The 13,539-nt window shown below is 43.5% G+C and carries 9 protein-coding genes; 8 read left to right on the plus strand and 1 reads right to left on the minus strand.

Features of this window, described 5'->3' with window-relative positions; all coding sequences use genetic code 11:
- Positions 1-28: 28 nt before the first annotated feature.
- Positions 29-724, minus strand: a complete 696-nt coding sequence (locus F1644_RS19695; protein WP_118304274.1) for a DUF1573 domain-containing protein — start codon at positions 722-724, stop codon at positions 29-31.
- 132 nt (positions 725-856) lie between these two features.
- On the opposite strand from F1644_RS19695, the gene rpsO reads away from it, so the two are divergent.
- The 8 genes from rpsO (at position 857) to F1644_RS19735 (ending at position 13,250) form a co-directional block, all read left to right on the plus strand.
- Positions 857-1,126, plus strand: coding sequence for a 30S ribosomal protein S15 (gene rpsO / locus F1644_RS19700; protein WP_087422516.1), 270 nt, complete (start codon positions 857-859; stop codon positions 1,124-1,126).
- Positions 1,127-1,245: 119 nt separating this feature from the next.
- Positions 1,246-3,492 carry a polyribonucleotide nucleotidyltransferase gene (gene pnp / locus F1644_RS19705; RefSeq protein WP_118304273.1) on the plus strand — a complete coding sequence of 749 codons (2,247 nt, stop codon included), beginning with the start codon at positions 1,246-1,248 and terminating at the stop codon, positions 3,490-3,492.
- Positions 3,493-3,705: 213 nt separating this feature from the next.
- Positions 3,706-4,266 carry an RNA polymerase sigma factor gene (locus tag F1644_RS19710; RefSeq protein ID WP_118304272.1) on the plus strand — a complete coding sequence of 187 codons (561 nt, stop codon included), beginning with the start codon at positions 3,706-3,708 and terminating at the stop codon, positions 4,264-4,266.
- A 180-nt stretch (positions 4,267-4,446) separates the two neighbouring features.
- On the plus strand, positions 4,447-5,640 hold the full coding sequence (locus tag F1644_RS19715) for a FecR family protein (protein WP_158572086.1): 1,194 nt from the start codon (positions 4,447-4,449) through the stop codon (positions 5,638-5,640).
- A gap of 88 nt (positions 5,641-5,728) precedes the next feature.
- Positions 5,729-9,157 carry a SusC/RagA family TonB-linked outer membrane protein gene (locus tag F1644_RS19720; protein WP_158572085.1) on the plus strand — a complete coding sequence of 1,143 codons (3,429 nt, stop codon included), beginning with the start codon at positions 5,729-5,731 and terminating at the stop codon, positions 9,155-9,157.
- Positions 9,158-9,169: 12 nt separating this feature from the next.
- Positions 9,170-10,732: a RagB/SusD family nutrient uptake outer membrane protein gene (locus F1644_RS19725; protein WP_118304269.1), complete on the plus strand. Its 1,563-nt coding sequence runs from the start codon at positions 9,170-9,172 to the stop codon at positions 10,730-10,732.
- A 17-nt stretch (positions 10,733-10,749) separates the two neighbouring features.
- Positions 10,750-12,108, plus strand: a complete 1,359-nt coding sequence (locus F1644_RS19730; protein WP_118304268.1) for a thioredoxin family protein — start codon at positions 10,750-10,752, stop codon at positions 12,106-12,108.
- Entirely contained in the window at positions 12,108-13,250 is a 1,143-nt protein-coding gene (locus F1644_RS19735; protein WP_158572084.1) for a TlpA disulfide reductase family protein, read from the plus strand. The genes F1644_RS19730 and F1644_RS19735 overlap by 1 nt, the downstream gene beginning before the upstream one ends.
- Positions 13,251-13,539: the final 289 nt, after the last annotated feature.

The raw sequence follows: 13,539 nt of genomic DNA on the forward strand, positions 1-13,539 counted from the left end.
TTGAAAATTGAAAGTACAAAATTGAAAATTACTTGTTCGAGATCATAAACTTGTGTGTCGTTCCCTGATCTGTTTTGATGAGGACGTAATCATCCGGCTTGATCTTGTCCGCGTGTTTCGGGAGATACCGGATGATGAGATTACCCATCATTTCCTTGCCCAACGTGAGGGGGGTACAGTCCACTTCCAGGTAGTCGGGTTTGAAAATCGACAGGATCGATATGTTCTTTTTGCCCGTGTTGATCAGGTTTATGATCTGGTGTTTCGTCTCTGCCTGTTTTAAGTGGATCGTGTCCGTGGTGAAACGTAAGTTACCCACCACGATGGGGTAGGTTGTCGGGATGTCAACCGATTTCGTGATGACTTCTCCTTCTAAACGCAATACGATGTTCGGGGGAGTGGCGTTCGTGTACACGATAATCTTTTTCGAGAACACGCCGGGGCGGTCTTTCGGGTTGAACGTGACGGTGACCACGCTACTGTCTCCGGGAGGAATGGGTTTCCTGTTCCATTTGGGAGTAGTGCAACCACACGTGGTTTCGATAAATTTTATCAACAGGGGTGCTTTCCCTTTGTTTGTAAATTTAAATTCGTGAGTTACTTTTCCCCCGTTTTCCTGCACGAGTCCCATGTTGAACGTGGTCTTTTCGAACGCGATCTTGGCCCGCTGGGCGAATGATAGCGTGGGGATGAAAAGTAATATTACATATATAAATATCTTCATCTGTATTTCTTTTTGTTTGTGGAAAATTGGAATACAAAAATACAAAAAGGGTTGGAAAAGATTGGTTTATGTCGGAATAAAACGTATCTTTGCGGCGTTAAAATTATTATTAAATATAAAAGACTGTACATCATGTATTTGACATCAGAAAAGAAAGAAGAACTTTTTTCACAGTACGGGAAGTCTAATAAAGATACCGGCTCTGTTGAGTCACAAGTAGCTTTATTTTCCTACCGTATCGCTCATTTGACTGAGCATTTAAAGAAAAACCACAAAGATTTCGCTACTCAAAGATCTTTGATTAAATTGGTTGGAAAACGTAGAGCGTTGCTTGATTACATGAAGAAGAGAGATATCGATAGATATCGTGCTATCGTTAAAGCATTGAATTTACGTAAATAATTACATAAAAACGACCCGGGTCGTCCGGGTCGTTTTACTTTTAATCCTCCCCTCCTCCTCCTTTTATCTAAAAAGAATTCCGTTAAAATGTTTAGTATTTTAACAGTTTTATTATTTCTATGAACATTATTGAAAAAAGCATTACCCTGAAAGATGGTCGGGTAATAACATTGGAAACCGGAAAGTTAGCCAAGCAAGCGGACGGTGCTGTCATGCTGAAAATGGGCAACACGATGTTGTTGGCTACGGTTTGTTCCGCGCAAGAGGCCGGTCCGGACGTGGACTTCATGCCTTTGTCGGTAGATTATAAAGAAAAATTTTCAGCGGTAGGACGTTTCCCCGGTGGTTTCACCCGTAGAGAGGGAAGGGCTTCCGATTACGAGATTTTGGTATCCCGTCTGATTGACCGGGCTCTGAGACCTTTGTTCCCGGATGATTACCATGCAGAAACTTTCGTGCAGGTAACGTTGTACTCGGCAGATGAAGAGTCTATGCCGGATTGTTTGGCCGGATTGGCTGCCTCTGCAGCTATTGCCGTGAGTGATATTCCTTTCCACGGTCCTATTTCCGAGGTACGTGTAGCTCGTGTGAATGGGGAGTTTATGATTAACCCTACCAAGAGCGAGTTGGCAACTGCCGATTTGGATATTATGGTTGCTGCAACCTACGAGAATATCATGATGGTTGAGGGCGAGATGAACGAGGTTTCCGAGAAAGAAATGCTCGACGCTATTAAATTTGCTCATGAAGCTATTAAAGATCATTGTTTGGTTCAAATGGAATTGGCAAAAGCCGTGAATAAAGAAAAACGGGCTTATTGTCATGAAGTGAATGATGAAGAGTTGCGTAAAGACATCTGGGCTAAATGCTACGATAAAGCGTATGCTGTTGCCCGTCAATGTAATGCCGACAAGCATTTACGCGAAAAGTTATTTACCGAAGTGAAAGAAGGATACTTGGAATCACTTCCGGAAGAAGAGAGAGACGCGAAGAAGAATATGGTTGCCCGTTATTATCATGACGTGGAGAAAGAGGCTGTCCGGAGAATGATTTTGGATGAGGGGTTACGTCTGGATGGACGTACGACCGAACAAATTCGTCCGATCTGGTGTGAGGCCGGACCTCTTCCGGGACCTCATGGTTCTTCTATCTTTACCCGCGGTGAAACGCAATCATTGTCCACGGTAACTTTAGGAACCAAGCTGGATGAAAAGATTATAGATGAGGCTACTGAACAAGGAAAAGAAAAATTCTTGTTGCACTATAACTTCCCGCCGTTCTCAACGGGAGAGGCAAAAGCCAGTCGTGGTGTAGGTCGTCGTGAAGTGGGACACGGTAATTTGGCTCATCGTGCGTTGAAACGTATGTTGCCGGATAACTATCCTTACACGGTACGTGTTGTTTCTGATATTTTGGAATCTAACGGTTCATCTTCCATGGCAACGGTATGCGCCGGAACTTTGGCATTGATGGATGCCGGTATTCCGATCAAGAAACCGGTAACGGGTATCGCTATGGGATTGATCACCGATAACGAGAAATATGCCGTGTTATCTGACATCTTGGGTGACGAGGATCACTTGGGAGATATGGACTTCAAGGTAACCGGAACGGTAGACGGTATCACCGCCACCCAGATGGATATTAAAGTAGACGGTCTTCCTTACGAGATTCTGGAGAAAGCTCTGGATCAAGCCCGGAGAGGTCGTTTACACATCATGAATATTATTAAGGAAACCTTACCTGAACCTCGTCCTGACTTGAAACCGCACGCACCGCGTATGGTTACGCTTACGGTGGATAAGGATCAGATCGGAGCGATCATTGGCCCCGGAGGAAAGATTATTCAGGATATTCAGGAGAAATCCGGAGCGGTTATCGTTATTGAAGAAGTGGGTAATCAGGGTATCGTGGATATTGCTGCCACCAATGCAGAATCTATCGAGATTGCCGTTGCCCGCATCAAGGCTATTGCTTGCAAACCTGAAGTCGGAGAGATTTACGAGGGAGTTGTAAAGACAATCACCGCTTTCGGTGCTTTCGTGGAGTTCTTGCCGGGTAAAGACGGTTTGTTGCACGTGTCCGAGATCGATCATAAACGTGTAGAGAAAGTGGAGGATGTATTGAAAGAGGGAGATCGGGTACGTGTGAAATTGATCGATATTGATCCGAAAACCGGAAAATTCAAACTTTCCCGTAAGGTGTTGTTGCCTAAACCGGAAGGTATGGAGCAAAATGATCGTCAAAATCGCAGTGAACGCCAAGATAGAGGCGAACGTCAAGATCGCGGACCGAGACAAGATCGGGGAGATCGTCCCCATCGCGACAGAGGTCCTAGACCGGAAAGAAAAGAAAATCAAGAATAATATGTAAGTCATTGATTTTGTCATTCTGAATGGAGTGAAGAATTTCCTCGAATATAAGGGGAGATTTTTCACTCCATTTCTTTTGTTGTCGAAAATTGATTTTATTCCCGTGTCTGTGGAATTTGGAAGAAAACGGGAAGATGCAGGATAAAATAAAAAAAAGATTATCTTTGTTTGAATTTTGTTTATTGGCTATTATATCCGGCTGCATATATGAAAGTGTCAGAAGATATTGATGTTCAGATGTTGAACGAGTTCAAGCAAGGGCGTTTGGAGATGTTGTACAGGCGTCTGTATCCAGCACTATTGTTGTATGCCGTGCGGTATGCGGGAGAACAAAATAGTTTTCTGGCCGAGGATTGCGTGCAGAATGCGGTGTTCAACGCTTGGAAAAGACGGCTGCAATTTGAGTCGGTGGAGTCATTGAAATCTTTCCTTTATATTTCTATCAAGAATGAAATTGTTAGCCTTCACCGGAAGGCGAAAGCGAGTGAGCGTTATTTGTCACAACTGGAAGAGGACGTGTTTTTTCAGAATAGCGTGATTGACCAGGAGACTCAATTATTACTATATTATGCTATCCGGAGTTTACCGGAAAGGGAGCGACAAATTTTTGAATTGAGTTTTATTGAAGGGTTGAAAATTACGGATATTGCTGAACAATTGAACGTGTCGGAGAGTACGGTGAAGAAGACGAAGGCCAAAGCGTTGGATATTTTACGGGAAAAGTTGCCGAGAGAGTTATTTTTATTCTTTTTTGTTTTGAAAAACTGATTTCTATTTTGTCAGTTGAAATTTTCGTGCCGTTATCTTTCTGAATATGTATTACTTACGATATATTTTTGTTCGATAGATAATTTTTTCTAAAAATAAATGTGAATTTTTTACCCTTTTTTTAAGTGATTGCGTTCTATGGATGATTCAATTAAGAAACAGGATATAAAGTGTGATATAATGGAAAAATTAGAAGAACAGGTCTTTAAAATTTCACGGTTGATCTTCAAGGAGGTGACGGGGACGATTTCGGATGAAGAGCAACGCTATCTGGAATGGTGGCGGGGAAGGAATCCGGATAACGAGCGGTTGTATCGTGAGTTGAAGGATGGGCAGCGAGTGATGGGTGAGGTGAAACAGTTGGAGGGAGTGGAGGTGATACGTCCATTGGAAGGAATGCACCTGCGTATTCGTGAGGAAGAACGACGGTTGAGACAGAGAAGATGGCAATGGGGAGTGGCTGCTGCAGCTGTTGTGGCCGTGTTCGTGGGGTGTTTTTATTTGTTCCCGGTAGATGATAGACAGGAGTCCATGCCTTTGGCAAAGACGGAACAACCCATTAAAGCCGGGGGGGTACGTGCTGTTTTGAGATTGGAAGATGGACGGGTGGTCGATTTGGAGACTTTGGCAGAAGGAGTGAAAGTGGGAGGTATGGATGCCGTGAAGATTGATGAGCGGCGATTATCGTACGCGGGACAAGGAAAGGTTGAGGGGGAGAAAAGAAAGAAATTAGTGTATAATGAGGTGGAAGTACCGAGGGGAGGAGAGTTCGATTTGATCTTGGCGGACGGGACTACCGTGTGGTTGAATGCAGGGAGTAAGTTGCGTTATCCGGTGGAGTTCGTGGGAAAAGAACGACGGGTGTTCTTGGAGGGTGAGGCCTATTTTTCAGTGACTAAAGATGCGGATATGCCGTTTCGGGTGGAGATATTGCAACAGACGGTAGAGGTGTTGGGAACCGAATTTAACGTGTCCGGGTATATGGATGAGGCGGCGATTTACACGACCTTGGTGACCGGAAAAGTAAAGGTGGCAACTGATAGCGGGGAAAATATGGTACTTGCACCTGGGGAACAGAGTATGTTGGATTGTCGGGACGGGCATCTTGACAAACGGGAAGTGGATGTAGAGAAAGTGATTGCTTGGAAAAAGGGAATGTTTATTCTTGAGGAGCAAACTTTGGAGCAGATCATGCAGAAATTTGCAAGGTGGTATGATATGGAGGTTGTGTACCGGGATGATGAGTTGAAAAACATTATCTTTAAAGGGGTCGTGCCGCGATATACAGAGTTGAGAGAAGTGCTGAATATTTTGGAAAAAACAAATGAGGTGAAATTTGATATAGAAGAAAGGACGGTGATCGTTTTCAAATAAAAAAGAGGGGAATCCGGCAAGATTCTCCTCGTCATAAATAAACATCTGTTGGCTCAGATGAATGTTTAATTAAATGCTTTACAAAGTTATGAAAAAAAATCGACGAACGGGCAATCCCTATTGGATAAGATTGCCGCAAAAATTGATTGCTATGGGTTTAAGGGTATTTTTACTCGTTTGCGTGATAAATACGGTCAGCGCGGCGGGTTTCTCGCAAGGGAAGAAATTGGATGTGGATTTCACGAACAGCACGATTGGGGCCGTGTTGGATTACCTGAAAGAGAAGGCTGGGTATGATTTTGTTTACCGGAAAGGTGTTGTTCGGGTAGATGATGTGGTGACGTTAAAATTAAAGGATGCGACGGTTGAAAAAATTCTGGATGCCGTGTTGCGGGAGAATGGGTACAACTACGAGGTGGTGGATAAGGTAGTTGTGGTTACACGTGCAAAAGCGGTTCCTGTTGTACCTACCGTGGAAGTGGTGAAAGGGCAGGTAAAGGATGCAAGCGGTAAGCCTTTACCGGGTGTGACGGTGATGTTAAAAGGTACGTCAGTGGGTACAGCCACGAATATTGACGGGAAATATGAGATCAAAGTACCGGCAAAAGAAGGCGTGGTGATCGTGTTCTCCTTCGTGGGGATGAAATCGCAAGAGATGAAGTTTTCAGGCCAGAAAGTACTTAATGTGGTTCTTTTGGAGGACGTGGAACAGATGGAAGAGGTGATCGTTACGGGGTATTCGACTCGAAAGGTGAGCGAGATGACCGGTGCGGTACAACAATTCCGGGGAAAGAATATCGCTCAATCGGCCACGGGTGGTAGTTTGATGAACGCTTTAAAAGGACACACGACTGGATTGCAGATTACGGGTAGTAGCGGTGTTCCGGGAAGTGACGGAGATTTGCTGTTACGCGGTACAGGAACGTTATATAGTTCCAATTCTTTATCCACGACGTCTTCTTTCCCATTGATCGTGATAGATGGTGTGATCACCGATTACACGAGTATTAACGGGGTGGTATCTCCATCGGATATTGCAGATATTACGGTGTTGAAAGATGCTGCTTCTACCGCTATTTACGGTTCCCGGGCCGCAACGGGAGTGATCGTGGTGACAACGAAAAAAGGTGCAAAAGATCGTATGACAGTAGCACTGGATATGAAATTAGGTATCAGTACTCCGAATTTTGGAAAATTGGAGTATATGAATTCACAGGAGTTGCTGGATTATGGAAAGATGGCATTACGTAATTGGTGGAATACGAATGAGAGTTTACGTGCAAAATATGCCAATCAGGAAACTTTCATACAGGATACATTGGGAACGTTATATAATAATTTTGACGTAACGAAAACGACTAATTGGAGAGATCTGGTTTATCGTAACGGTTTAAGTAAGGATGTGGCAATGAGTATCCGCGGTGGTGGAGATAAGATCCAGTATTATTTTTCATATAACTATTATGATGAGGAGGGTACACAGATTGGATATGATCTGACACGCCATTTGTTCAAGTTACGGTTGGATTTTGATGTGATGAAATATTTATCGTTTGGGGTGAATCTGAGCGGAACGTTTGAGAAAAATATTACAGCCAATTCCGATGATGATTCCATGGAAAGTTACCATCCTTGGGTGACTCCCTATAATGAGGATGGAACGTTGAAGTACAACATCAAATCTTGGAAGAATTACACGATGGACCCGACTCCGTTGAGTAATCCGTTGCAAGATAATAAATATAATAACGTGACGGATTTGAAGAATAATCTGTTCGGTTCGTTCTCTGCAACATTGAAGCCTTTCAAATGGTTGTCTTTTTCTTCGACAAATACATTGACTTTGACGAATGTCAATACAAATGATTATTTGGATAGTCGTACTTATAGTGGTAATCATAGCCGTAATGAGATGAGTAACGGTGTTTTGAAGGTGGATGATGAACGGAGCTGGACTTTTTTGACATCAAATATTTTACGATTACAACATAGTTTCGGTGAGCATAACCTGAGTGGTTTGGTAGGTCAGGAATGGTATGAACGTCACACTCGTTCGTCACATATTGAAATGTATGACCAGATGATTGCCGGAGAACGTAACGTAGGTGGTTTTTCGAAACAAGGGGATAAAACGAATCCGGCTGTGATTCCGACAGGTGCAGAGCGGGAGTCCGGTAGTTTCTCTGTATTCTCGGAGGTAAACTATAATTATGCAGGTAAATACATGGCTTCGGTTTCTTTCCGTACAGACGGTTCAACGAATTTCGGTAAGGACAATCGTTATGGAACGTTCTATTCCTTTAGTGGATCATGGCTTGTTTCTCGGGAAGCTTTTATGGCACGTCAGGACGTGGTGTCTAACCTGAAATTGAGAATGAGTTATGGTACGTCAGGTAAAGAGGCGGGAATGGATTATCTGAACTACACGCTTTATAGTACAAGTAACACGACGTTTGACTATTACCGGGATCATCCGGCTTATCAATCGGCTTACGGGGCAACCATTAACCAGTTGGGGAATGATCAGTTGTCATGGGAAACAGCATATAATCTGAATATTGGGGTGGATGTGGCGTTATTGAATAACCGTATTTCATTGTCTGCGGATTGGTATAAACGGCGGAATAGCGATTTGATTATGAGTACGACTCTGCCGGCTGCAAATGGCGTGGGAAGACAGTACCAGAATGTGGGAGAGATGGAGAACCGGGGAGTGGAATTGGTGTTGAACACGCACACGGTGAAAGGGGAAGAATTTAACTGGTTTACGACATTGACGTTCAGTTATAATAATAATGAGTTGACTAAATTGGATCAGGAAAAATTGACTCGTAGCGGTTACAAAACCTTCTATGAAGGGGATAATATTGACGAGTTGAAGAAAGTGAAAGTTACGGGAGTTGACCCGGAGACCGGTTTTGCTCAATATGCTCGGGTGGAAGAAGACGGTAGTACGAATATCGTGGGTTCTCTGTCGGAAGCCGTACTTGGTAACGGGGAGCTGAGTTACGTGAATATCGGTTTGTCGCGTGCGCCTTATTGGGGTGGTTTTACAAACACGTTTACCTATAAGAATTGGGAGTTGTACTTGCATACCACGTATAGTTTGGATTACAAAGTGTATAATAGTGTGCTGGCTGAATATACGTCAGGAACGTCATGGACTTCGTCAAATCTCCATAAAGTGCCTTCCGGATTGAAAATATGGGAAAAAACGGGCGATAAAGCTGATATTCCGATGGTAAATGCCGATCCGGCTTTCGTGCAAGAGCTGAATAGCGAGACTTCTTTCTGTTACACGGATGCCAGTCATCTGAGAATATCGAACATCCGGCTGACGTATAATTTCCCGCAACAATGGATGAAAAAAATCTGTGTACAGTCTGCGGCCTTGAGCTTTAGTTGTGACAATGTCTATACGTTTGCTTCTAAATACTTTGCTGGAATGGATCCGGAGAATGTGGGCGGTTGGGCAGCACCAAGACGTTTTATATTTGGTTTGAATGTTACATTTTAACGGTAGAAAGTTATGAAAAAGAGATATTTACTTATCGGAGCTCTATTCTTGTTTGCTTGTAACGGACGGCTTGATGAAATGCGTCCGCATAATATGGCAGAGGCGGATAGTTATCTGGGTAGTTTCAATAATATAGTGAATGCCACTTCGGGGTTGTACGGACAATTTTTGATGCAGGCCGGAGGGTATTCAGAGGCACACCATTATCACGGTAGTTATCATGTGTTGGGTGAATTTCGGGGAAATAATGTCATCTTCGCGGAGGCTTTCCCGGCCCAGAGTGGTTTTATGACTTCTCCTGATTATTTGCGGGCTCCGGATGCCCATTTCTTCTTGAATAGTGATCAGAAGTCCCAGTCATATGCTTGGGCGTTGTGGGCGAAAAGTCAGCAATTGATACTGGGAGCATCTCGTAATATAATTGCTATTGATAAGTTATACGGGGAAACGGTGAACCCGGATGAGAAGCGTGATTTGATTCGTTTGAAAGGGGAAAATGCTTTCTTACGCGGGTTGATGATTTTCAATGCCACGAATGTATTCGGACGTCCTTTCTGGGATAATCCGGATGTGAATCTGGGTATTCCGTTGGATGTAGAGGCTACTGCGGAAATGTTACCTCGTAATACCGTACGGGAGTGTTTCGAACAGGCCGTTGCAGATTTCAGATTAGCGGCATCTTGTTTGCCGGATGAACGTTCGGATCGTACGTTTGCTAATAAAGTGGCATCATTTGGTATGTTGTCGCGCGTGTATTTGTATATGGGCGGATTACCGGAGAGTCCCGATGAAGAATATAATCGTTTGGCGGTAGCTTATGCAGATTCAACGTTTAGTTTGGTAAATGACGTGGTAGAGGTTTTGCGAGGGGAGGAATTGAAAGACTTGTATGATAATCCGAAAACGAACAAGGAAATTTTATTCGCTTTCTTCACGGGTAATTTCCCTAGTGGAGTGGGTAATGCGGTTCATAATTATTATTCTTGGAGCGGTTACGAGTCTGAGGCTAGTACTAGTGTGTATTGTTGTGAGATTTCGCATGATTACGAGAAAATCATGGATAAGGAAAACGACTTGCGGTGGCAGTATTTTACGGAACCTTCCATACGACATGCGGGACGTTTCAGTACAACGAAATACAATGGAGGTGCGGATAATGCCTTTGCTGATTACTACTCTTTCATTTGTCCTTCCGTGTTTATCCGTGCCGGAGAGGTGGTCTTGAACAGGGCAGAGGCTTACGCTAAACTGGGAGAGGATACAAAGGCCTTACGGGATTTGAATGAGATTCGTGACCGGGCAGGTTTGGAGGAACTATCGGGATTAAGCGGAGATAACCTGTTTGAAGAAATATTCACGGAACGTCGTCGGGAACTGGCTTTTGAGGCTCTGACGTACTATGATTATGTACGTAATGGCGTGACGATGAAACGGGAGGAAGTGTCCGTGTCTTATAGTAACTACACGGGAGCGCAATATAATGAGATAGATCCTAAAACATCCCGTCGGACGGTATGTTTGATTCCTGCCGAGGAGTTGCAATTGAATGATAAGTTAGTACAGAATGATTATTAAAATAAAAAGTAAGGTATATGATGAAAAAATTAGTTCTGAGTGTTGTAATACTGTGTGGATTCACCATGTCGTTGCTGGCACAGGGTATTCAGTTTCGTGAAGGTAGCTGGAAAGAAATCCTGGAGATTGCCAAGAAGGAAAACAAATTGGTGTTCGTGGATAATTATACAAGCTGGTGCGGTCCCTGTAAAAAGATGGTGAGCGAGATATTCCCGTTGAAGGAAGTTGGGGATTTTTATAATGCTAATTTCATTTGTTATAAACTGGATTGCGAGAAAGGGGATGGTGTGGAAGTGGCAAAAACATACCAGATTATGTCATTCCCTACTTATTTGTACGTGGATGGAAACGGGAAATTGTTTTACCGTTCCGGAGCGTATATGCCTGCAGAAAAGTTTATTGAAGAGGGAAAGATCGCTTTGGCTGAGTTCTCTGACAAGCGGACAATTGAAGAGTGGGAAGCGCTCTACGCTAAGAAAAAGAATAACGCATCTTTCGTGAAAGGATACATTGCCAAGCGTAACCGGGCGAAATTGGATAATGCGGATATTTTTGATCAATACGTGAGTATCGAGAAAGAGAAAAATTTGATGGATACCACATTCTTGAAAGAGTTATTCGATTATGAGAATAAGCTAAATGCCGGAGGGGCATGCGCTGATTTTGTCATGAAGAATTGGGATCGTATTCGTGAGGTGACGGGTATGCAAGATCAAAAGATGGCCGAGATTCTGGGTTATAGCATGGGTTCGTATTCCTATCGTCGTGCCGTGAAAGAGAAGAATGAAGAGCGTTTTAACAGCTACCTGAAGGTGATGGCTTTCCTGAATGGGAAGTTGGGAGTGAATGTGGCGAACGAGGAAGTGAAAAGTCGTTCCGGATACTATGCCGCTATTGATGACAAGACGAGATTCGAGGAATTGGCAGAGAAACATGCGGATATTCTTTTTGAAGAGGAAAAAGATTGTTTGAAACGGGATCAGGAAAAATACATGCAATTCTTGCAGGGATTAATCAAGGATGCATCAGGACTTGCATCTCAGACCCCGGAACAATTGGCCTTTACGATTCAGTTTGCCGGTATCAATGAGTCTGCTTCATTGGCATTTAATTTCCGTGATCTTGCGGCTAATGTTGCCCGTCTCTCGGATGATCAAAAATTGCTGAATAAGGCTATGACGTGGGCATTGGAGGCTATTACGCTGTTCGGTAATTTCACTTGCTATGAAACGTTGGCCGAGGTGTTGTACAAGATGGGATACCAGAAAGAGGCTCTTTGGCAAATAGAAAAGGCGCTGGATAAAATGCCGGCAGGGAATGATGCCATTGCTGCACGTATTCACGGGAAGTTGGATAAAATTAAAAATAATAAATGATGAAAGTGGTATTTTTACTTGGAATTGTAGCCCTGTTGGCAGGGTGCAATTCCATTCAGAAAGACGAGTTTGTGATCACGGGAACAATCAGTTCTTATCCGAAGGAGGTTTTGATTTGTGCCTATCAAACGAACGGTAATTTTATATTGGACACGATCCGGGTGGAAAATGGAAAATTGAGTTACCGGAAGAAATTGCAGGAACCGATTGTTGCCTCTCTCGTATCGCGAGACCCGCATAATATTATCCCGTCGGGTATGGGAGTTGTACCCGGACCGAGTGTCACGTTGTTCATGGAGCCGGGAACGAAATTGGAAATTAACATGGATAATGCCCGTTGGCCCGAATTGCAATGGAAAGGTGGAGCGTGGAACAATGACTTGATGAAGTTGTATGCCAAAACATTGCCTTTGGAACACGAGATGTTTGAGTTGTTGCGTAAATCGTATGCAGAAGGGGTAACAGAGGAGGAGAAGGTTGCTTTAGGCGAACAACGGATGACTTTAGCTGAAAAAGAGAAAGAAGAAAAAATCCGTTTTATCAAAGGGAATCCGTCCAGTTACGCGGCCATGTATCTTTTAAATGGAATGCGTAATGATTTCACTTTAAAGGATTACGCGGCTACTTTTGCAGCTTTTGATCAAGCCTTGCGGGAAATGCCTTTGGGTAAGGAGATGCAAGGAGCCATTGACATTGCCTTGCGTACAGAAGTAGGTGCTATTGCCCCGGATTTCGAAAAAGTGGATAAGGATGGAAATACCATACGCTTGTCGGATTACAGGGGGAAATATGTGCTGCTGGATTTCTGGGGTTCCTGGTGTAGTCCTTGTCGGGATTCACATCCTCACTTGAAAGAAATTGAGGCAAAATATCGGGATAAAGGTTTGGTAGTCATTAATATTGCCACGGAAAACGGTTCCAAAGCTCGTGAAATATGGTTGCAAGCTATCGAGGAAGATGGTATGACGTGGACTCAGATCCTGAATAACGAGGGAAAGGATAAATGTGACGTGGTGAAGGACTATGCCATCACGGCATTCCCGACTAAAGTGTTGATTGATGGTGATGGGAAAATTGTTGTACGTGCAGTGGGGGAATCTGAACCGATAGATGCGAAGTTGAAGGAAGTATTCGGAGAATAAACGATAAGTAGGAAGGTCGAGGGATGAGGTAGACTCAAAAATCCTGTTTAAAATGACTACCTCCCTAGCCTCTCCTTACACGGGAGGGGAAAGCGATTGGTAATCAGCTCTCCCCCTGTGTAAGGGGGAGTTGGAGGGGTAGTTAGTAAACAAATACAGAACTTTTAAGTCAACCTCCTTCCTCTTTTTCTGGCCGGAACGTTGATGTCGTCATTTGTAGATGTTATTGCACGTCATTCTATTATTTTTTACACAAAATCTTACTATCTTTGTCCATAGTATGAAATGA

This window comes from Butyricimonas paravirosa (genome assembly GCF_032878955.1).
GTDB lineage: Bacteria > Bacteroidota > Bacteroidia > Bacteroidales > Marinifilaceae > Butyricimonas > Butyricimonas paravirosa.